General features: G+C 45.3%; 23 protein-coding genes and 1 riboswitch. Of the genes, 11 read left to right on the top strand and 12 right to left on the bottom strand.

All coding sequences use genetic code 11. The features are described from left to right. Positions 1-41: 41 nt before the first annotated feature. Positions 42-1,157: an aminopeptidase gene (locus tag ACFO8Q_RS18015; RefSeq protein ID WP_380027558.1), complete on the bottom strand. Its 1,116-nt coding sequence runs from the start codon at positions 1,155-1,157 to the stop codon at positions 42-44. A gap of 172 nt (positions 1,158-1,329) precedes the next feature. Between ACFO8Q_RS18015 and ACFO8Q_RS18010 the strand changes: the two genes are divergently transcribed. Then, positions 1,330-1,872 carry a restriction endonuclease gene (locus ACFO8Q_RS18010; protein ID WP_380027556.1) on the top strand — a complete coding sequence of 181 codons (543 nt, stop codon included), beginning with the start codon at positions 1,330-1,332 and terminating at the stop codon, positions 1,870-1,872. A 50-nt stretch (positions 1,873-1,922) separates the two neighbouring features. On the opposite strand, the gene ACFO8Q_RS18005 is transcribed toward ACFO8Q_RS18010, so the two are convergent. Then, positions 1,923-2,243 (bottom strand): hypothetical protein, encoded by a 321-nt coding sequence (locus ACFO8Q_RS18005; protein ID WP_380027554.1) that lies wholly within the window; start codon positions 2,241-2,243, stop codon positions 1,923-1,925. A gap of 274 nt (positions 2,244-2,517) precedes the next feature. Between ACFO8Q_RS18005 and ACFO8Q_RS18000 the strand changes: the two genes are divergently transcribed. The 5 genes from ACFO8Q_RS18000 to ACFO8Q_RS17980 all read left to right on the top strand — a co-directional run bounded on the left by ACFO8Q_RS18000 (position 2,518) and on the right by ACFO8Q_RS17980 (position 5,427). Continuing rightward, a complete protein-coding gene (locus tag ACFO8Q_RS18000; protein WP_380027552.1) occupies positions 2,518-2,967 on the top strand; it encodes a hypothetical protein in 450 nt (149 codons plus the stop codon). Between the two features lie 12 nt (positions 2,968-2,979). Beyond that, positions 2,980-3,354: a hypothetical protein gene (locus ACFO8Q_RS17995; RefSeq protein ID WP_380027550.1), complete on the top strand. Its 375-nt coding sequence runs from the start codon at positions 2,980-2,982 to the stop codon at positions 3,352-3,354. A 3-nt stretch (positions 3,355-3,357) separates the two neighbouring features. After that, positions 3,358-4,638, top strand: coding sequence for a glutathionylspermidine synthase family protein (locus ACFO8Q_RS17990; RefSeq protein WP_380027548.1), 1,281 nt, complete (start codon positions 3,358-3,360; stop codon positions 4,636-4,638). 4 nt (positions 4,639-4,642) lie between these two features. Further along, positions 4,643-5,080 (top strand): DUF350 domain-containing protein, encoded by a 438-nt coding sequence (locus ACFO8Q_RS17985; protein WP_380027546.1) that lies wholly within the window; start codon positions 4,643-4,645, stop codon positions 5,078-5,080. 74 nt (positions 5,081-5,154) lie between these two features. After that, on the top strand, positions 5,155-5,427 hold the full coding sequence (locus tag ACFO8Q_RS17980; protein ID WP_380027544.1) for a hypothetical protein: 273 nt from the start codon (positions 5,155-5,157) through the stop codon (positions 5,425-5,427). Positions 5,428-5,467: 40 nt separating this feature from the next. Here the strand turns inward: ACFO8Q_RS17980 and ACFO8Q_RS17975 are convergent, their stop codons facing one another. From ACFO8Q_RS17975 to ACFO8Q_RS17965, 3 genes are all read right to left on the bottom strand, one after another. Continuing rightward, positions 5,468-6,736, bottom strand: a complete 1,269-nt coding sequence (locus ACFO8Q_RS17975) for a DUF4097 family beta strand repeat-containing protein (protein ID WP_380027542.1) — start codon at positions 6,734-6,736, stop codon at positions 5,468-5,470. Between the two features lie 86 nt (positions 6,737-6,822). Continuing rightward, complete coding sequence (locus tag ACFO8Q_RS17970; protein ID WP_380027540.1) at positions 6,823-8,352, bottom strand: fumarate hydratase; 1,530 nt, start codon at positions 8,350-8,352, stop codon at positions 6,823-6,825. Between the two features lie 139 nt (positions 8,353-8,491). Next, positions 8,492-9,256, bottom strand: coding sequence for an EAL domain-containing protein (locus ACFO8Q_RS17965; protein ID WP_380027538.1), 765 nt, complete (start codon positions 9,254-9,256; stop codon positions 8,492-8,494). A gap of 56 nt (positions 9,257-9,312) precedes the next feature. Further along, positions 9,313-9,397, bottom strand: a riboswitch (cyclic di-GMP riboswitch). Between the two features lie 358 nt (positions 9,398-9,755). Here ACFO8Q_RS17965 and ACFO8Q_RS17960 point away from each other — a divergent pair. From ACFO8Q_RS17960 to ACFO8Q_RS17940, 5 genes are all read left to right on the top strand, one after another. Next, positions 9,756-10,991 carry a glycosyltransferase family 4 protein gene (locus ACFO8Q_RS17960; protein WP_380027536.1) on the top strand — a complete coding sequence of 412 codons (1,236 nt, stop codon included), beginning with the start codon at positions 9,756-9,758 and terminating at the stop codon, positions 10,989-10,991. Position 10,992: 1 nt separating this feature from the next. Then, positions 10,993-12,453: a glycosyltransferase family 4 protein gene (locus ACFO8Q_RS17955; protein WP_380027534.1), complete on the top strand. Its 1,461-nt coding sequence runs from the start codon at positions 10,993-10,995 to the stop codon at positions 12,451-12,453. Positions 12,454-12,711: 258 nt separating this feature from the next. Further along, positions 12,712-13,596 (top strand): TIGR-Tas system RNA-guided endonuclease, encoded by an 885-nt coding sequence (tas, locus tag ACFO8Q_RS17950; protein ID WP_380027532.1) that lies wholly within the window; start codon positions 12,712-12,714, stop codon positions 13,594-13,596. A gap of 228 nt (positions 13,597-13,824) precedes the next feature. After that, positions 13,825-14,013, top strand: a complete 189-nt coding sequence (locus ACFO8Q_RS17945) for a helix-turn-helix transcriptional regulator (protein WP_380027530.1) — start codon at positions 13,825-13,827, stop codon at positions 14,011-14,013. Positions 14,014-14,159: 146 nt separating this feature from the next. Next, positions 14,160-14,342 (top strand): hypothetical protein, encoded by a 183-nt coding sequence (locus tag ACFO8Q_RS17940; protein ID WP_380027528.1) that lies wholly within the window; start codon positions 14,160-14,162, stop codon positions 14,340-14,342. A 107-nt stretch (positions 14,343-14,449) separates the two neighbouring features. Here ACFO8Q_RS17940 and rlmD read toward each other — a convergent pair whose 3' ends face one another. From rlmD to ACFO8Q_RS17905, 7 genes are all read right to left on the bottom strand, one after another. Beyond that, entirely contained in the window at positions 14,450-15,868 is a 1,419-nt protein-coding gene (rlmD, locus tag ACFO8Q_RS17935; protein ID WP_380027525.1) for a 23S rRNA (uracil(1939)-C(5))-methyltransferase RlmD, read from the bottom strand. 130 nt (positions 15,869-15,998) lie between these two features. Further along, complete coding sequence (locus tag ACFO8Q_RS17930; RefSeq protein WP_380027522.1) at positions 15,999-16,286, bottom strand: hypothetical protein; 288 nt, start codon at positions 16,284-16,286, stop codon at positions 15,999-16,001. Positions 16,287-16,382: 96 nt separating this feature from the next. Next, positions 16,383-16,892 carry a hypothetical protein gene (locus tag ACFO8Q_RS17925; RefSeq protein ID WP_380027520.1) on the bottom strand — a complete coding sequence of 170 codons (510 nt, stop codon included), beginning with the start codon at positions 16,890-16,892 and terminating at the stop codon, positions 16,383-16,385. 5 nt (positions 16,893-16,897) lie between these two features. Continuing rightward, entirely contained in the window at positions 16,898-17,866 is a 969-nt protein-coding gene (locus tag ACFO8Q_RS17920) for a hypothetical protein (protein ID WP_380027518.1), read from the bottom strand. Next, entirely contained in the window at positions 17,863-19,191 is a 1,329-nt protein-coding gene (locus tag ACFO8Q_RS17915; RefSeq protein WP_380027516.1) for an ATPase, T2SS/T4P/T4SS family, read from the bottom strand. Before ACFO8Q_RS17915 ends, ACFO8Q_RS17920 begins: the two co-directional genes overlap by 4 nt. Then, a complete protein-coding gene (locus tag ACFO8Q_RS17910) occupies positions 19,178-19,621 on the bottom strand; it encodes a hypothetical protein (protein ID WP_380027514.1) in 444 nt (147 codons plus the stop codon). Before ACFO8Q_RS17910 ends, ACFO8Q_RS17915 begins: the two co-directional genes overlap by 14 nt. After that, positions 19,603-20,046 carry a P-loop NTPase gene (locus ACFO8Q_RS17905; protein WP_380027512.1) on the bottom strand — a complete coding sequence of 148 codons (444 nt, stop codon included), beginning with the start codon at positions 20,044-20,046 and terminating at the stop codon, positions 19,603-19,605. Before ACFO8Q_RS17905 ends, ACFO8Q_RS17910 begins: the two co-directional genes overlap by 19 nt. Between the last annotated feature and the right edge of the window lie 128 nt (positions 20,047-20,174).

The following is a 20,174-nucleotide window of genomic DNA, read 5'->3' as shown; positions in this document are numbered from 1 at the left end:
TAACCTCCGTTTGGTTCAATTACCCGGTCTGGTTCGCTCACTCACTTCAAATTTTCCGGATTTAATGCCTCCAATTCCGGCAATACGAATCGGCCGTCCTTGCGTATCAGTTTGTCATCGAACCAGATTTCGCCTCCACCGTATTCGGGACGCTGAATCATGACCATGTCCCAATGAATGGCGGACTTGTTGCCATTGTAGGCGTCATCGTAGCATTGACCGGGAGTGAAGTGGAAACTCCCCGCAATCTTCTCATCGAACAGGATGTCTTTCATTGGTTCACGGATAAATGGATTGAAGCCGATCGCAAACTCCCCAATGTAACGAGCCCCTTCATCCGTATCGAAGATTTTATTGATCCGTTCCGTATCATTGGCCGTTGCATTCACGATTTTGCCATCCTTGAACTCCAGGCGGACATTCTCAAATGTAAACCCTTGATACGGAGTGGGTGTGTTGTATGTGATCACGCCGTTGACCGAATCGCGAACCGGTGCGGTAAACACCTCTCCATCCGGAATATTATATTCACCGTCGCATTTGACAGATCCGATTCCTTTTATGGAGAAATGGAGTTCAGTTCCGGGCCCTGCAATCTTTACACGATCCGTGTTGTCCATCAGTTCCTTCAACGGATCCATCGCCTTGGACATTTTTGCATAATCGAAAGTGCATACATCGAAATAAAAGTTTTCGAATGCTTCCGTGCTCATATTCGCGAGCTGGGCCATCGACGGATTCGGATAGCGAAGGACCACCCATTTCGTCTTTTTCACGCGGGTTGAACTATGTACCACATGACTGTAAAGTGAAGAGTACATCTTCGTTTTCTCATCGGGTACATCTGAGAGTTCAGAGATATTCTGCCCACCACGCACCCCTATATATGCTTGCATCTTTTCCATTTGAAACAGATCAAATTCTGCCCAGGTCTTGATTTGCTCTTCCGTTGCTTCCAGTAAAAGCTGGCGGATCACGGAGTGGTCACGCAGATTGACAAACGGGTGTCCCCCCGCTTTATGTACCGCTTTTACAAGCTCTTTCACGAGCGGTGTGTCAATCCCAAATGCCTCAATCAACACATTTTCGCCCTTTTGTACCCGTGTGGAGTAATTTACCAGCACATCAGCCAATTTTGTGAGCCGTGGATCGACCATTTCATTTAACCCCTCTTCGTTTGTTCTATGTAAACAATTTTCATTTTACCTTACGCTTCCGGTATATTCCAGCAGTAAGACCGGTTTGAAGGGGATATGTTTTGGATAATATTGCTTAATAAGGGATTCTAAAACCAATTGGAGAGATATAAAGTCGAGGAGGAAAACGCGCTTGTTTTTCACAGACAGCAGTTCGAAGGAAAATGGTGCAGCAGCCATTACGGACGAGATGCGTCTGACCCTTGCTTATGGGTTACATTACCGATTTAAAGACATTCCTTATGAATTTGAGGAATTTGCCGCGGGGGTTATGGAAAATTGTCTTGGAGGAAATGCCACGACTACTCAACGCTCAGGAGATTTTGGCGTTGACATCTTACACGATCGCGGAAGACACGGTTTATACCTGGGGCAGGTCAAATGCAAAGCCCCCGGAGAGAATGTTGATTACGAACCAATCTCCATTATTCACTCACAAATCATGAAACAAAGAGCTAAGGGCGGCTACGTGATTACCACCAGTAACTTCACAACGGGAGCCCAGCAATACGCAAACGAGATCAAGAGGGAAAATCAAATAGAGATTCACTTGATCAACGGGTATGAATTGGTGAGGTATTGGCTTGGGGAAAAAGAAAATTGGTTTGCATCGGAAAATACAGGCGGGTTGTTCACGTGGTTGCTGAAGGAAGTGACCGGATGGCCAAAATATTGAAACTTCCAAAAGGTTTTTTTGTTGGGAGTCAGGCAACCGAAACCGGCACCCTAAACCCGTTTTGTTACTGTTGAGTTGGGCAATAAAGTATCAACGTCAGTACGCAATTCTCCAATTTGTCGGCTGTGCGACTTAATACGCTTCTCCAACATGGCATGTTCTGTTTCAATTCGTGTAACAGTCTCTTTTACTTCCGCAACAGCCGTTTCAACCCGACCAAGTTTCGTATCTAATGTGTCGAATCGACTCTTGGTACTGGATTGAAAATCGTTTAACTTACCCTCAATTTTATCCAACCAACTTTCCATGCTATCCAACCTTTGATTTATGCGACTTTCCATAGCCTCCAGTAATGCTTTAATTTCTTCCATCCGGATCACTCTCCCATACCTATATTATAACAAAAAAGACCTCCTAAGACGGTTCGTTTTCCATTTACTCACCAAATCGATCATCGCTGTCTTACTGCTGAAGATACCGGCAGAACCTTCGAGTCTAAGATCCTTAACACCTTTCGGAAAATTATCATTAACTTCCAAGAGACTCCCAGACTCACCTTTGTTATGATTGTAATACAATTCCAGTGAAACTTTTTGATCTTTCACCCGTAATACTTGTTGTATCCGACAATGGGGAGGAACGAGAATGGCAAGATTAGAGTATCGCTTGCTTGATGAAGCTCGCGGGTTCCCTGTTCTGTACTACTATGACATGATTGATAAAGACGAGATTTCCTTGCGATTTGCTTGTGACTATTTCGTAAAAGACAAGATTGTCTTTGAAAAAGCGTCATGTGCCATCGAGCTGCCCAATTATGTAATTTACGTGAGACCGGACGAAGACGAACAGGTTGTGGATCCCGGTGTATTATCCGCTCCGCGTTGGGGAGGCATCCGGATGGAAGTACGGGAGTTCAGGGAAGGAACCAGCTTCTATCCTGTGATTCATACGTACGAATTTCGGGATGATGACGACGCCTTGCTGCATCTGCAAAGCGATTTTCTCTATCTGTACGGGAAAGAATGGTTGAAAACCTCAACTGAAGTGGATGAAGATCGTAAGGTATATGTAATCTATGCAAAACCGACAGCTTAGGAGGTGACCTCTATGTCAAACAAAACAAACCGCTTGGTGGGATTGTTCACTGCCGCCGCATTGTCCCTGACAGCCGGTTGTTCCTCAGCTCAACCCGCCGGCAATACAACCGTACAAGACGATGACTGCTTGGACGAAAATAATGACGGATATTGTGATGATGATGGAAGTCGCGTAGGAAGCTCCTATTTCTATAAAAATGGCAAGAAATACTTTAAAAAAATGCATTCCGGTGTGTCCACCTCATCCAGTGGAGTATCATCCGGTTCTTCCTATACGAATCCTTCGTCCTCGGGCTCATCGAACTCTGCCGGAATTCCAAATGGTACCCCGGCCTCCGGTTCAAAAGGCGGAATCGGAAGCTCCGGCGGATCCAGTACAAGCTAAATTATGGCTGCCTCCTACTCAAATCGGCGTGACCAAATTTATACTCCTATCCGGAACGAAGGTGTATTTACCTGGGATCATATGTACGGGGAAGAATATGCACTAGCGTCTCTCCACCTCATCACCGAAGAATTCCGTTTGGACATCGCCCGTGCCACCGAGCAGCTTGGGCGTGTGTTTACACGAGTGGTTTCCGTAATTCAACAAGCCGGCGATGAACTTCTGCTCGAATTGGGTATTCCTCAGGAAGCTTTAGGAGCAGTTCGCTTATCGGTCACCGATATTCCAACGGTGATTGGTCGTTTTGATTTTGCCCGTACGCCACACGGTCTCAAGATGCTTGAATTTAATAGTGATACACCAACAGGTATTGTGGAGGCTTTTCATGTAAACGGCCGGGTTTGTGACTTCTTTGGAGCGAGAGACCCAAACAACGGTATGAATCGCCATCTCCGGGAAGCTTTCGAAAAAATCATCAGGAAATACAAGGAACTCGGTTTTCAGACGGAGAAAATTGTTTTCAGTGCATTGGATTGGCATGAAGAAGACGCGGGAACCACCCGCTATCTGGCAGATCAGTCGGGCTTTCACGGACCGTTTATTCCTCTTGGCGATCTTCGGATGTATCAGGATCAATTACATGCTCTTGTACATGGTCAACATTATCCGATTGATGTTCTGTACCGCCTGCACGCACTCGAGAAACTGGCAGAAGAAAAAGACGTCGACGGATATCCTACAGGTGCTCATGTATTAGACCTGATCGCAAGACAAAAATTGGCGATCATTAACCCACCGTCTGCATTTATAGCACAAACCAAAGCTCTGCAAGCGCTGATCTGGAATTTGCACGAAGCGGGTGAGTTTTTCACGGAGCAAGAACATCAAATCATCGATGCTCACATGCTGCCCACTTATCTCGAAAACCGGTTTCTCGGGAATTCGCCTTATGTCAGCAAACCCATTTTTGGACGGGAAGGCGGCGGAGTTACCCTCCACCATCCAACCGGGGAGCCGATTGATCAGGATACGGAATCATTTTATTGGGAGCAGCCGATGATTTATCAGAAGTTTGTTGAGTTGGAAGAAATTGAAGTTGAAACTCTGCGGGGTCCATTTCCTGGCAAATTGCTCTGGGGTTCCTTTCTGATCGGCGGACACCCTTCCGCGATTGTCGCTCGAGCAGGCGGCCCCATCACCGGAAATATGTCCTACTTCTTGCCGGTTGGCATACAAATTTACGATCTGCCCCGCCACGACGGGTCCACTCTGAAAGGAGACTGAACTGATGTCCTCTCAATTGCCGAACATCTTAAATTTCCTGACTTATTTAGGTGTTACCCTGCCCATTTTGGCGTTTGGAATCTTTATATTTATGATCACCACCCCGTACAAAGAATATAAGTTGATTCGCGATGGTGCGGAGACAACCGATCCTCAGAAAATGGCCGCCGCCAAAGCTGCTGCCCACGATCTCGGGGGTAAAATCATCGGATTATCAATCGTTTTGGCCTCCGCAATTTTCCACTCGGTAAACCTGATGGATCTGGTAATCTGGGGAATTATCGGAACGGTATTCCAAGTTCTTGTGTTTTATTTGTTTGAACTTGCAACCCCGTTTCGCGTTGTTTCCGAAATCCCAAAAGGCAACGTGTCCGTTGGAATTTTCGCTTCCAGGCTAAGTATTTCCACAGGACTTTTAATGGCGGCTTTAATCAGTTATTAAGGCTGCCTTTCCACTTCCCTCCTGACATGTAACCTGCTGATGTTGGACAAACTTATGTTGAGGGAGGTGTTTTTATGTGGGAGATGGTCTCGAATCTGATCCCGGCAGCGAACCGAATGCTGCCTGGTCGTCGGAACCGCGGTCTGAATACAGCCACCGCCATGTTGATCGGTGCCGGAATCGGCATTGCAACCTGGGAGATGATGAGGCGAACTAACCCTGTGGGAAACATGATGAACCGGAAGATGAATAACATGGTGGACGACACCATGGATATGAACGTTCCAGGCATCGACAACAGCACGATGGCCAAGATGGCAGATGAAGTGATGGATGCCATCAAATAAAGCACGGGGTACGCCCCGTGCTTTTTTTAGTAGTGCTTTTTTATAAGTTGGTATTTAAAGTGATAGCTCCGTCTTCGGTACGAACCAGGACAGGATAGGTGCCTTTTCCCATTTTCTCTGTGACTTTTGATCCACTGGTGGAGGGAGAGGTCTTGGTGGGCCCTTTCACAAGTCCCCTGCTGGATTCCCCTACAAAATCAATGTCCGCTTGTTCGGGAACGCGAATGGACACCATCCCGCGGGCCGAATTTAACATCCAGGCGCCTCCAACTTCACTTTCGAGTGTTATACCGCCTGTACCGGATGTTAAGGTTACCGCTTTTTTCAGATGTGTTGCCTGAATGGGACCGTTTTCGATCCGTGCGTCCACATCCCCGGCAACTGAATCAAGTTCAATCCGCCCATTTTTTGAGATAATTCGCAGAGCACCTCCGATATGGGCGGCCCGGATTTGGCCAAACGTATTTTCAAGCACCGCATTTCCCGTGACTCTTGCAACCTCAAGGGTACCGGCTTTGGTCTTGATTTCAAGATCTCCTTCTATATTGCGGACTACGATTTCACCGTTATCATCTGCAATCGTAGTCTTCCCTTTGATCTTATCCACTTCCACTTTGCCCGATTCGGTACTCACTACCAAATCCCCGACATGCTCAAGAACGGAAACATTCCCCGTATGAGACAGGACTTGGAGCGCAAGCTTGGATGGAACCAGAACCTCCAGATCTACCCCTGTAATTTTCGAAGTCACAGCCAGTGAAGGGTCAACTTCTATACGGAAAGTCGATCCTTGAGCTATGCGCGGCGTCCCGTGCTTGGCTTCTTCACTTGCCTGCTGGGAATTGAGATTGCGGACATGCACTTTTGTCTTGATCACAATCTTTGGGTCGTTTGACTTGTTGACCTTAATTGTTCCTGTTCGGCTATAGATCTCGAGGCGCTGGACATCTTTGGCATCAAATGAGGCCTCTGGCAGCTCAATCGTCTTGTCAGACAATGCATCACGAACATTCAGGAGGCTCGATTGCACCATCCCCATACTTTGCTGGGAATACAGTGCGATCGAAAAGATACCAACGAGACACAGAAGTGCTATACTCCGGGCGTCGACTCGAATATCTTCATAGATCTTTTGTTTTTTAACACAATATAGACTCCACAAAAGTTCCGCTCCCAACCCTAAAATCACCACCGGCCAGAAAGGCAGGATCTGGGAAACAATGGCCAGATGTGCAACCTGGTCAATCAACAAGAGTGTTCCCAGAACTATCAGGGTGAGTGCACTTGTGAGAGTACCTACTTTTCGCATTTCTACAACTCCAATGGCACCCACCGAAGTGACGCGAATCCTTCGAAGAATCACCGAGTGCTTCGGCGGGGACCCAATAATAAAAGTTACACAAAAACCGGTTCTTTAAAATCAGACAGCTTTTTCAGAGATTCTTCCTCTACATCAGCATGCAGAGAATTCCCGTGGGAATCCATGGTCACAATCGCAGCGAATCCTTCTACCTGCAAATGCCACATTGCTTCCGGTATACCGAATTCTTCCAAGAAGTGAACACCCTCGACGTCTTTTACACATTTTGCATAATATTGGGCAGCTCCGCCAATCGCATTCAGGTAAACGGCACCATGTTCTTTCAGTCCGGCCAATGTCTTGGCTCCCATACCGCCTTTTCCGATAACAGCCCGGAGTCCAAATTTCTTAATAATATCCGCTTGGTAAGGCTCTTCCCGAATGGATGTCGTAGGCCCTGCTGCTTTAACATGCCATTTTCCATTCTCATCTTTGAGCATAACGGGACCGCAGTGATAGATGATACCGCCGTTTAAATCCACCGGAGAATCATGATCCATCATGTACTTATGGAATGCATCCCGACCAGTGTGCATCGCACCGTTGATAATCACCACATCTCCGACTTTGAGACTGCGAATTTGTTCTTCCGTAATTGGTGCCTGAAGAACCACTTGACGGCTCTCGTTGGAAGCGGCCACTTCTTCCACAACAGTCTCTTCAGCCAGATCCTCCTTATAGATCCAGTTCTCGATTGCCCCTGTAGTTGGGTTAATCACAACCCCTTGACGTCTGAACGCCCAACAGTTATACGCTACAGAAACAAAGAATGAGGCTGGAAGACGGTTCATAACACCTACTTTGCAGCCTAAAAGGGATACGTTTCCGCCAAATCCCATAGTTCCGATGGACAGCTTGTTTGCATTTTCCATCACGTATTCTTCCAGCTTGCGAAGATCCTCGTTAGGGTTTACATCATTCACTTTACGGAATAATTGTTCTTTCGCGAGTGCATATCCGGATGTACGGTCACCGCCAATGCCTACTCCGATAAAACCGGCAGAACAACCCTGTCCTTGAGCCTGATAAACAGCGTGCATAATGCATTTTCGAATACCGTCCAGATCCCGTCCGGCTTTTCCTAAACCTTCGAGTTCACAAGGCAAGGAGTATTGGATGTTTTTGTTCTCACAACCTCCGCCTTTAAGAATCAAACGCACATCAATGTAATCCTTTTCCCATTGTTCAAAATGAATTACAGGCGTACCCGGTCCCAGATTATCGCCAGAATTTTTGCCTGTTAACGAATCCACCGAGTTGGGACGCAGCTTCCCGAGCTTGGTCGCTTCCGCTATCGCTTGAAGAATTGCTTTTTTCATCTCGATTTGATTGGCTCCAACCGGACAGTGAATATGGAATGTCGGCATACCGGTATCCTGACAAATCGGGCCTTCCTCTTCCTCCGCCATTTTGATGTTTTTCGCAATGGTAGAAAGAGCCAGGGCAGACCGAGTCCCCATTTCCTCCCGCACGCGAGCAGCAGCAATCATTTGTCTGACATCGGTCGGCAAGTTCGTAGAAGTATCAATAATGAGCTTAAGCATGCTTTCTTTAAACTGTTCCATGTTCGACCCCACTCCCTGTTTATTTACCTAGCTTCTATTATAAAGATTCGCTAGAGTTGCATCAAAATTTATTCACCTCTACCAGTATAAAAGAAAAAGGACACCCGGGGTATCCTTTTTCAAAAGTTAGCAATCACTTCTAAACGATTTTGTGCCCGAATCCTCTTTTCCAGTCTTCAACAGGAACTTTATCAATGGCGCAAGGACGGGAAAAATAATAACCCTGCCCATATTCAATTCCCATCTCACGCAGTTTTTTCAAATCCTCCGGGGTTTCGATTCCTTCTGCAATCACCTGCATATTCAAATCATCACCGATTTTCTTAAAGTTTTCAATCATAATGATCTTTGTTCCGGTTTTGTGAAGATTGACTACAATTTCCATGCAAATCTTTACAAAATGAGGCTTCATGATCATCAATTCCACCATATTCGAATTGCCTTTTCCCAAATCATCCATGGCAATCGCAAAACCTTCCTTATCTGCAAACGAACGCCACGCAAAACCTGAAGGCATATGCTCGGTAACTTCCAAGACTACTTGGGCTTCTCCTATGGAATCCAATAATTTGACTGCCTGCTCCAGCGTTTCGATAGAGACATCCGCTTCCATATTGAAGAAGATCCCTTTTGGGATAAACGGCTTCAAAATCTCGACGCTTTGAATAAGCTTCTTGCAGGATAACAAGGTGAGTTGTTGCAGTACCCCGTACTGGCGGGCCAACCGAAACATCTCGTCAGGAAAGAGCACGCCTCCGGGAGCACGGCTTAATATTTCAACGGCCTCCACTTTGCCTGTGTGAAGATTTACGATAGGCTGAACAGCTAATTCAAGTGTTTCATTATACAACATAGCAAATAATAATGTCGGTTTTAAATCCTTCGGTATGGATTCCTGCTGCATGCCGCACCTCGCCTGCCGCTGCTTATTCAAAATCAAAAAGCCAATTCACAGAATTCCTATGAACTGGCCGGTTGCACTAGTTGCTCCAGATCACCCAAGTGCCCAAATACAAGTGATCATTCTTCGCTTGCCATATGATTGTATATACAGCCAGTTTATAGGATCAATTCGATTATTTCAAGATAATATGGTCATTCGATTGCAATTCAGGTATTGCTCCCCCTTACTCATTAGTTCGCTTATTGCTGATGATATTCCTGTCGGATTTCGACGAATTGTGCAAAACTCCTTGCGAGGTCACACAAAAAACCTCCGTGAATAATTTAAAGTAAGGTCCGGCCGTTAGCCAGAATTCTAATGAGAGTACCAAAGGATACGAGCGTTTAATCGCCTATGGAGTTAGTAGCCTAGTCCCCTTAAAACCCCGTTGAATATAATAAATCAAAAAATTTGCTGCTGTATGAAAGTCCATTTTGGCCAACGGGAAGGGGTGTAAAAGTTGAAAATTTTAATAGCCAGCTCTTTTCTCCTCCCCTCTGTCGGAGGGCTTTGGAACTATGTTGAACAGTTAACACGGGGGCTTAGACGTTCGGGGCACGAAGCAGATATTTTGGCGCGTGATCCACACTCTGAAAATTACTACATTCTAAATCAAGGGGATATCCTTGAAGCAACAATAGTAAGAGGTGTGGTTAGGCCGAAGATAACCAGCTTTTTTTTACGGCAGATATCTGACATGGATCCGTGGATCAACGAAAGAGAGATCGAACGTTACAGTTTGGAACTGGCTTCAAGTTATTTTAATTTGCGCAAATATGACTTAATTCATACACAAGATATAATCGCCACGACAGCTCTATCCCGAGTAAAACCGGGGAACACACCGCTAATCGCCACTATACATGGATGTCTGCTGGATGAATACATGGATAAACACATGATACGGGGCAAAAATACGTTGTCCTACCATTACGGTATTGCTCAAGAATATTACGGTATCACATCCAGTAATATTACCATTGTGCCTTCAGTTTGGTTCAAAAATTATTTAAAAAGAAAGTTCGGTATTCCCGATCATCATTTGACAGTAGTCTATAATGGCATGGATACGGAATTGTTTCGAAACAGAATGAAAAATACGGAGAGCATGTTGAATCCCCCGGACAAATATATCATTGCTTGCACTGCCAGACTGTCCCCCGAAAAGGGTCATATTTACTTGTTGGAGGCACTTGGGAAACTTAAAAAAGAAAGAAATGATTGGGTGTGCTGGTTAATAGGTGACGGACCGTTACGGACCGAGTTGGAGGAATTAAGCCGACATCTAAAGATTTCTGACAATGTAATCTTTCTTGGAAATCGGGACGATGTTCCCTCTTTATTGAATGAGGCCGATATTTTCGTTCTGTCAAGTCTGCAGGAAAGTTTAAGTTATGCGGTTATTGAGGCTCAAATTGCCGGTAAACCCATTCTTGCAACGGAAGCCGGAGGAATAACCGAAGTGGTTGCCCATGGCAAAACGGGTTTGCTCTCTCCTGTTGGACAAAGCGAACCCTTATACCGAAATCTGATTAAGGTACTTGATGATGAACTGCTGCGTAAGACTCTTGCAAAAAATGCAAAACTGTTTGGAGAGAAACAATGGTCTTTAACAAAAATGATTGAAAACACATTGAATATCTACAACAAATTTTACAAACTATCGTCAGCTCCTCTGCAAAAGGAGGAAGCTTGACATGAAAATATTGTTGGCGACCTATTGGACTCTTCCTCATACAGGTGGCTTATCCGGATACGTATATCAGCTTAAGGAAGAATTGGAACGTTTGGGGCATGAAGTGGACGTATTCGGGCATCATCCAAGTTATCTGCACTATCACATGCCAAATCTGAATCGATTTATCGAAAAACAACAAATTTGGGATGTAGTCTCTGAAAAAATGGGCAATTTTCACAATCAGTATTATCCGGAACTTGATCCCTGGATTAAGCAAATGGAAATGGAACGCTACAGCTTTGAACTTGCTGCCGCTTTTTGCAAGCTGCACAATTATGATCTCATTCATACCCAGGATATTGTTGCCACATTAGCTCTGTCACGTGTCAAACCAAAACATATTCCTCTGGTTGCTACTATTCATGGGTGTTTTACAAAAGAATTTCTCTTATACGGAATGATCAAACAAGTAGGCGATATAACTTGGCAGTACAGTATTTTGCAGGAATATTTGGGCACAAGGTCGAGTCGCATTGCCATCGTACCTTCAAACTGGCTTAAAAATCAGTTGGTTTCAGACTGCGGCCTATCGTCTGACCACCTGATTGTGATTCCATATGGCATCAACATACACTCTTTTAAAAAAAAGATGGAGAAATCTGCAGACATACAGACAGGTTCAAAAAAGAAAATCATTGCTTGTGTTGCCCGACTTTCCCCTGTCAAAGGACACACAGATCTGTTGAATGCCCTGGCAAGATTGAAGGTTGAGGAAAATGAATGGGTTTGTTGGTTGATAGGGGATGGTCCGTCACGAAGTGAATTGGAATTACAGAGAAACACCTTGAAACTAAATGATCATGTGCTTTTTCTTGGAGACCGAAATGATGTTCCCGCGTTGTTAAAACAAGCCGATATCTTTGTTCTTCCCAGCATACAGGATAATCTTCCTTATGCAGTCATGGAGGCCCAAGTCTCCGGAACACCGGTTATAGTTACGGATGCTGGCGGCATCCCTGAAATGGTCCTGCATGAAAAAACTGGTCTAATCTCCTCTGCAGGACAGAGTGACTCAATCTATATAAATCTAAAAAGACTTCTGAATGATGCTTCCCTCCGCGAAATTCTGGCGAAGACCGCAAAAGAATGCGGAGAGATCCAGTGGTCTTTAGATACTATGATGAAAAGAACTCTGACGGTTTATGGAAAAACAATTGAACACACCAAGGGGGAAAATGCTTTGTCAGATTCTAGTAACCAAGAACGCAAGGAATCCCGGGACACTGACAATAAGGATGGTAAATTTTCTATCGATTCCCTGTTTTCATTTCAAGCGGTTGAGACCTCACAAGTTCCAGTTGATTCCGAGGTTTGGGGAAAAATACTCTCTGCTTTACCTGAAGAGTATAGTATCCCTGATCCAAGGTTTATCGACATGATAAAACAGCACCCAATTAAAAATTACGATCGTATCAGCTGATTGCACTGCCGGTTGCTCAAATTTTTGAGCGACTTTTCCTTTGAGACGAAAAGAATTCATGTATCCTTGATTCAGTTAGTTTTTGCTATCATATCTCACTGTTATGTTATGAAATAGTTCGATAATTGTTCTAGACTATGGCCGACATGCCACCAGTCCGTCTATGTAAGATATCTTATGCAACCAATCGGCTCACTGTTAACTCTCCCCTTTGGAACCTTAGGCAATGGAATGGAATAAAAATAATGGGAGAAGCGAGTGGCTGCTATCTTACTTAAGAAGGGTGCGGGGGGAATGGTCCTCGATTTTGACAGAGGGATACGAGGGGCGGAAAAGATTGAGCCAATCCAAAAGATAAACCGTGATTTACTTGATGCCGCACAGACCCTGACACCAAGTGATCTGAGATATTTAGTGGATAGCTATTATCAGATTCAGGAACATCGAAAACGGGCAGCAAATCAAGTGCGCGAAATTGTTAAATCCGGAAAGTCTAACCCTGTAATCGAATGGATGTTCAAAAATATGAAGGATTTAGAGAACAATATCAGAAAGATGCTGGATGTCTATACGAATGCAGACGCAGTTGGACGTTGGAGCAAATCAATAACAGGAATTGGGCCTGTAATCGCTGCCGGACTCCTTGCTCATATCGACATCGAAAAAGCACCCACGGTGGGCCATATTTGGCGATTTGCCGGTCTTGATCCGACAACGGAGTGGAAGGCGGGTCATAAGCGTCCTTGGAATGCGAAGTTAAAGAGACTCTCGTGGATCATTGGCCAGAGTTTCGTGAAGGTGAGCAATAACCCAAAAGACATTTATGGACATCTCTATAAAAAACGGAAACTGTATGAACAGCAGAAAAATGAAGCAGGAGACTACGCAGAATTAGCTAAACAGAAGCTAAAAAAATTCAATATCCGTAACGATACGGAAGCGTTCAAGTGGTATTCCAAAGGCAGGCTGCCACCTGCCCATATTGACCAGCGGGCACAGAGATGGGCTGTCAAACTTTTCTTGTCGCATTGGCATGAATATGCTTACAAACATCGTTATGGTGAACAACCACCAAAACCGTATGCGATTGAACACCTAGGACATGTACATCTGATTGCGCCTCCCAATTATTTTCCTGAGTGAAAGATTAATGAGCCAGGAACCATGAGAGAACCAAAGAGTGTGAGCGAGCCAATGTTTCATGAGAGAACCAAAGGGTATGAGCGCATCAATCATTCAGACCATTCGTTCTGGCATCCCCGGCTGATAACCGGGGCTTTTTAGTTCCCCTCATCCGCCAAACGATTGATTACTCATACGGAATTTGGACAGATTATAAAAAAATCACAGTTCAGATTGAAGGTAAAAGAAGTGAAATGTCGACTCAAATTGATCCTAAAGGAAAGAAAAATAAAACAAAAGGATTTCGCTAAGGAACTTGGCTTGGGAGAAGCACATCTGAGCCGGATAGCGACTGGTTCCGTTATCCCGACTCTTGACGTAGCCTTTCGAATAGCTAAAGTCCTGCAGCTGAGAATCGAAGATATCTGGCAGCCATAATCGGCTGCCTTTTCATTTTCTTTCCTTCTACGTGGCCCTCAAAAAAATTGATTGGACAAGCAAGTTTGCATTTATTGGAAATATACTTTCTATACGTCAATATAATATCTATACGTATAGAATACTTAAATAAGGTGAGTGAAGAATTGAAAACAAAAACTTTGAAATCACTTCAGAACCTTGTTGAAAGTGCTATCGAACTTCAAGAAAACTGGGACGAATCATTAGAATTTGATTATCCCTTTTCGCAACCGTTTGATGACCTCGTTGACGACCTAATGTATTGGCTTGTTGCGGTGAAATTAAGAAACAAAAATCCAACTGACTGACTGAAATCCCTTAATGGTCCGGTTGAGACATTTTCTCGCTTTTATAACATCTTCGTCACTTGACGCACGCTGGCCGAGTGGTGTCTATTCTCTTCTCAGTGTCAGTATTATTTGTCTTTCCTAACGAGTAATGTACAGCACTCCACATGAGCAGTCTGGGGGAACAGATCGACCGGCTGTATATTTTCAATTTCGTATTTCTCCAGTAGAATGTTACAGTCTTTGGCCAGTGTAGAAGGATTGCAAGAAACATACACAATGCGTGCGGGACTTGCTTTGAGCATGGCTCGCAGCAGTGACTGATCGCAGCCGGTTCTCGGAGGGTCCACTACGACCACATCCGGGCGAAACCCTTTTTTCAGACGATCGACCAGAATCTTCTCCGCAAGGCCTACCTCAAAGCGGGCATTCCGGATTCCGGATCGCACCGCATTTTCCCGTGCATCCTCAATTGCTTCCGGAATCACATCAATTCCTAACACTTCCTTTGCTTTGGGAGCCAGCCATAAACCAATCGTTCCCACTCCACAATATGCATCGACCACCGTTTCCTCACCTGTCAAAGAGGCTGCTTCCGCCACCAGATTATACAGTTTCGCCGTTTGTTCCGGATTCAATTGAAAAAACGCCCGCGGCGACAATGCAAACCTGACTTCACCCAGCCGCTCCTCAATTCTTTCCTTTCCCCAAAGGAGAATCGTTTTGTCCCCGAAAATAAGTGATGTCTTAGCAGGATTGATATTTTGCATAATGCTTGTCAGGTACGGCAGACGGTCACGAAGTCTTTCAACCAATTCCTTCTTCTTGGGCAGTTCCTCAGTTCTGGTGACCAGAGTAAGCTGCACTTCTCCTGTCTCGAACCCTATTCTTGGCACTATGGTACGAACAATACCGGAATGCTTTTTTTCGTGATAAATGGGAATCTTCAATTCCTCCAATGTATCGCGAACTACCCGCATAATCTCATTCGTGGTAGGATGCTGAATTGCGCAAGCAGATGTATCGACCAACTTGTGGGATCCTGGTGCATAGAGTCCCGCCAATACTTTTCCTCCAACAAGCGCAACCGGTAATTGAGCTTTATTTCGATACTCCCAAGGATGATCCATCCCAATCGTGGGTTGAATCGGAAGGTCGCTTCGCCCGGTATAACGGGCAAATGACTCTCTCACCAATTCTCGTTTCCATTCCAACTGTGCTTGATAATCCAAATGCTGAAGCGAACACCCCCCGCAATGTTCGTAAACAGGACAAGGCGGTTTTACTCGCTGCTCGGACTCCTTCACGATTCGAAGAAGTTTCGCTCGAGCGAACTTTGGTTCTACGTGGGTGATTCTGGCGGTCACTTTTTCCCCAGGTAACGCACCATCGACAAAAACGACCTGTCGCTCTACATAACCGATTCCCTCTCCATTGATCCCTAATCGGTTCACGTCCATCGTTACTACTTGACCCACCTGAAGGCGAATGGTCGAGGGAACTGATGTTTTGTTTTGAGGTTGTTTAGTCATGCGTTGTTTCGGCATTATACTCGTCCTTTCCAAAGTCCCCCTTATTATACCAATTTCTTGCCATGCATGAAAAAACAGAGCATAAAAAAGGCTTCGACCGGAGCAAAGCTCGTGCCAAAGCCAGACCGCCCCCCCAGAGGAAGCCTTAAGCGGATACGACTTTTTTTATCGCGTTCGTATCGAAGCCGTCAGACCGAACCATTGATTTTACTCCTGTCAGTTCCTCTGCAATTTCTGCAACCATTCGAGTCGTGGAAACCAGCTTGGTCTCTAATTTTTCAATATACAGATCGAAATGATGGATCCGATGTTCTAAGTTATCAAGACGCTGTTCAAGCTCGTCCATTTGTTTTTCCAAGGTGTCAAATCGTGTATGAACTTGATCAAATCCGCTGCTCATCTCATTTAGAATCGTCGAAAGGGTTTCTTCCAAGGAAATACCTCCTTGATTTATAGAGTTTATTTGCTCGACAAGAAAGTCTTTCAAATTGAGGAGCCCCCGTAACGTACAGGGGGCAATCAGGGTACATTACGGGGTTTTAGGAAGATCTGTTACGGAGCGAAAGGTGAAGGGAATTGTGCGATCGGTGAAGGGGATCCGCACAAGTACGGTAATTTGGGATTCGATCGCCGGGGAGTGAAGTATTCTACGGCCTCCAGATAGAGTAACCGGAACTTCATTGCTTCGGTAAATTCGAAATGTATCAATATGGAGCTGTTGGATCGGACTATTCGATTGGGGCCGCATGATCCGCTCATCCACTTCGAGTTGTCTGGCAAGCATGAGTTCAAATGTTTTTCTTGCTTCAACCTCTTCTAATGCAATCGATGCAGTATTCGCCAGATTCTCGATGTTCAAATTCGGGTAACATGCGAAATTGCTCATATCGAGTTTTGTTTGGATATCTTCTTGCAAAACTCCGATCCAATAGCGGGAAATGAGATATAGAACCAGTAACAGGGATAATAAACTTACGGTGACATATATGGCAGGTACGGCGTAAGCCCCGCGTTCTTCCTCTAGAAGTCTCCGGATCACGTTTCTCACCTCGGGTTCTTCAAACTGATAGAACTGCGGACTCCGCCTAATGGAATCTCAACCTTCAAGGGGAGAATCTTCGTATTTAAAAATTCATACCGATACATCAAGCGTAACTGAAGATCCCCCCGAAATGAGACAGGTGCTGGCGTACCGATGATTTGAGTTCGCTGGAGTCCCCATCGGCTCAGATCTTGTGAAATTGTGTTCTGAATCTCGGGAGTCATGCCACCGGCCATCTCCATCAATAAGATCCCTCGGCGTGCCACTTCGGAAAGCACTTGCTGGGTCAAAAACATCTGATACCCTAAATAGATGGTATAAACAACACATAGGGTCACAAGCAATAGAAGATTTACCCCAATGACCCCGTATAGAGCGTAAACGCTTCCGGCAGTTGCGACCTTTCTCATCTCCGCCAAACGAAACCGATCCCTGGCTTGATCCGACAAACGATCCAAATCTTGTACAAATGAACCTCCGCTGTAATGCTCTTGTACAACGGAATCCAACAGATGCCATACTATTGGGTTCCGAAGTGCGGACATGGACGTATGGTCGACCGCATACTGCAGGGCAAATCGCTCATTTCCGTTCGTAGCCAAGAAGGCATTTCGAATCAAACCGAGAAAGTAAGGCAGTTCCATATCGATCTCTTGGTTTTCCTTCACACTTCTGCTCCAGACGAACTGAACAATCAGTCCGAGGTGAATCAGCCCCGTGAGTCCCCCTAAAACCCAGTGACCAAACAGTCGGGAGGCGATGGCCGCGACCAGCACAACTGTGCACAAGGATAGTGAGACAAATGTTTCGATCGTGACTGGGATTCTTGCTGAATAATAATAGGCGGGAAACTGATTCGACCTTCGATCCACCGGTTCTGGATGTGCGACTTTGTTGCCAATCCATTTGATAACGAGATAAAGAGTGAAGCTAACAAGCAACCATTGAATCATTTGAAACGCAGCATTCATGTCCTTAGCTCCTCCAAAAAATTCGGGAGAACGACACCGTGCCACCTGCACCTGTCATAGAACCTCTGACTGGGACGATGCAACTGCCATGAACCTTTCACAGTATCCCTTGTTTCCTCTTCTACGTTGAAAGTGCAAACAGGATGGGGGATTTCCTTTTTCTTCCTGTAACCCCAACCCAGAACTTCATAGATCGCCATAATTTTCCGTTTTCGCATAGAAATAAAGAGATGGATCCACTCCGAAAAAAGTTCCCTCAGCTCGGTCAAGGAATACCGTGATTCTGCCTCCATCGCAAGGTCCGCATACCTGTTTACAGCATCCATGCAGTTGTTGGCGTGCATGGTAAACTGTCCGCCATCATGGCCTATGCCAAACAACTTCAGCAATGTTAACGCGACACCGTCCCTGATTTCTCCAACAAGTGGAATATCGCCGGATTCGCGGAGCAAATTTCTGGCCAGCATGTCCATGGTAATCGCATTTCCCCCTTCTCCCGTTTCGGGACGGGTTAAGTGGGAGAGATGATTTTTTCTTCGAATATTCAACTCCGATGTATCCTCAAAACTGACGGTCTGAAATTCTTCCGGTATCCGCTCGGCGAAAGCGGAAAATGTCGTGGTTTTTCCGGAACCCGCGGGTCCAATCCACCCAATATTGTGCAGGGACTGCACATAACATTGAATGAGTTGTTCAATTCTTTCGTCAAACGAGCCCATTTCTCGAAGATCTTCTACGGAGAACTTTTCCTCCCTGTGTTTTCGAATGGTCAGTGCAGGCCCGTCCAGGTTGATATCCGAGATTGAAGCATTTAAACGCAGTTTCCAGGTTTGATCCGCGGCATCTGCAAATGGGTGCTGATAGTTTAGTTTGCTTCCGAGCACTCCAAATCTCTGCATTATATAGTGGAGCAGTTCCTGATTCGACTCAAAAGCGATCCCGGCTACTCGCTCCCACTTGCCTCTTCTCTTTAAATGAATCCGCTTATGGCCTCGAACCGTGATATCCGAAATTGACGGATCCAGAATAAACGGATGCAGAATTCCATAACCGATAAAAGCGTCACAATAGGATTCAATTAACAGATCCCGGCGAATATCAGGCAGATACAGCTTATGTTCATCGACGATTTGAGCTACCCGCTGTCGAAGCAAAGGTGTTTTTTCTTTCTTTCTCTCGATTCCCCCGGTATAGTTGGATAACTCCATTAACACGATTTTGACATACTCCGAGAAGCGTCCCTGGTACGATCCGATTGAGCAGTATATAATTCCTGTTTCAATTCGCGAAGATGAACACGGACAAGCTGTTTCATATGCCTCCATCCTCCCGAGCAAATTGGTGAACCACTCCTCGAAAGGTACGAAACATTTTTCGTGAAGAGGAATATTTTCCAAGCACCAGCGGTGTACCTTTGGAAGCAGAACGCAAATAATCTTTGTCATAGGGGATGGTCGCAATGACCTTTCGCCTCACGCAGAGTTCAATATCTTCTTCCGAAACGGTCCCCCCTTCTCCCGCCCTATTCAAAATCGGATCGAATTTCAACGAGTTCATCTGATAACTTTCCTGAAGAAGATCGAGATAGACTTTCGAATGAGAGAGGGTGGAGGACGCCGTAGTAAATGGTGTGACAATGCGGTGAGAGGCAAGCAGGACACTTAAACCGGCAGGACTTGTAATGTCAGAATTCATATCGACTATTACAAAATCGGCAAATTGTGATAGAATGCGGATCAGATCCCTGAAGAACACGGGGAATAGTCACTTTGTTCAATCACATCTTCACTTCCAACCAATACCCGGATGTTTTCATACGGAAGAAGAATCTTGCCCAGTGTATTTGAAGTTAATCGGTTCTCGGCCCATAACTCAAGTGCGGTCGACAGGGTATATCCCTTCTGATATCCTAGTCCCAGATGCTGTGCTATATCGGGATTGCAAAGATTGGCATCCAGCAGAGTCACCCGAAAGGAAGTTCCTGCAGCCAAGGCCAGATTTTTTGCAACCTCTGTTTTCCCAACCCCTCCGCTTGGAGACCAGACTGCAAGAATCTTTTTAAGAAAATCAGGTCTGATAAGCAAGCGTTCTCGAACTGCAGCCAAATCCCCGCCATATACGATAATTTCCGTCTCAGGCACCAGCTCATAGATTCGTTTTTCGAGTTCCCCAATTGTCAATTCCCCAGGTAATCCTTCACTGATGACAACTGCATCCGGACGGATTTTGGGTAAAAAATAAGGCTCAGTTTAAATTTACTGTTGCTTAACCAGCCATTCTCTGGAGTTGGGCATCACAATGCACCGAA

Source organism: Effusibacillus consociatus (genome assembly GCF_042652925.1).
In the GTDB taxonomy this organism is placed as follows: Bacteria; Bacillota; Bacilli; order Tumebacillales; family Effusibacillaceae; genus Effusibacillus; species Effusibacillus consociatus.
Note: the sequence above shows the minus strand (reverse complement) of the source record. Positions and strands in the feature narration are given on the sequence as shown.

What these genes read in the sequence shown, in the direction of transcription:
- ACFO8Q_RS18015 (WP_380027558.1), bottom strand. Translation starts at nt 1,157, where the DNA reads ATGGTCGATCCACGGCTCACAAAATTGGCTGATGTGCTGGTAAATTAC.
- ACFO8Q_RS18005 (WP_380027554.1), bottom strand. Translation starts at nt 2,243, where the DNA reads ATGGAAGAAATTAAAGCATTACTGGAGGCTATGGAAAGTCGCATAAAT.
- ACFO8Q_RS18000 (WP_380027552.1), top strand. Translation starts at nt 2,518, where the DNA reads ATGGCAAGATTAGAGTATCGCTTGCTTGATGAAGCTCGCGGGTTCCCT.
- ACFO8Q_RS17995 (WP_380027550.1), top strand. Translation starts at nt 2,980, where the DNA reads ATGTCAAACAAAACAAACCGCTTGGTGGGATTGTTCACTGCCGCCGCA.
- ACFO8Q_RS17990 (WP_380027548.1), top strand. Translation starts at nt 3,358, where the DNA reads ATGGCTGCCTCCTACTCAAATCGGCGTGACCAAATTTATACTCCTATC.
- ACFO8Q_RS17985 (WP_380027546.1), top strand. Translation starts at nt 4,643, where the DNA reads ATGTCCTCTCAATTGCCGAACATCTTAAATTTCCTGACTTATTTAGGT.
- ACFO8Q_RS17980 (WP_380027544.1), top strand. Translation starts at nt 5,155, where the DNA reads ATGTGGGAGATGGTCTCGAATCTGATCCCGGCAGCGAACCGAATGCTG.
- ACFO8Q_RS17975 (WP_380027542.1), bottom strand. Translation starts at nt 6,736, where the DNA reads ATGCGAAAAGTAGGTACTCTCACAAGTGCACTCACCCTGATAGTTCTG.
- ACFO8Q_RS17970 (WP_380027540.1), bottom strand. Translation starts at nt 8,352, where the DNA reads ATGGAACAGTTTAAAGAAAGCATGCTTAAGCTCATTATTGATACTTCT.
- ACFO8Q_RS17965 (WP_380027538.1), bottom strand. Translation starts at nt 9,256, where the DNA reads ATGCAGCAGGAATCCATACCGAAGGATTTAAAACCGACATTATTATTT.
- ACFO8Q_RS17955 (WP_380027534.1), top strand. Translation starts at nt 10,993, where the DNA reads ATGAAAATATTGTTGGCGACCTATTGGACTCTTCCTCATACAGGTGGC.
- rlmD (WP_380027525.1), bottom strand. Translation starts at nt 15,868, where the DNA reads ATGCCGAAACAACGCATGACTAAACAACCTCAAAACAAAACATCAGTT.
- ACFO8Q_RS17920 (WP_380027518.1), bottom strand. Translation starts at nt 17,866, where the DNA reads ATGAATGCTGCGTTTCAAATGATTCAATGGTTGCTTGTTAGCTTCACT.
- ACFO8Q_RS17915 (WP_380027516.1), bottom strand. Translation starts at nt 19,191, where the DNA reads ATGGAGGCATATGAAACAGCTTGTCCGTGTTCATCTTCGCGAATTGAA.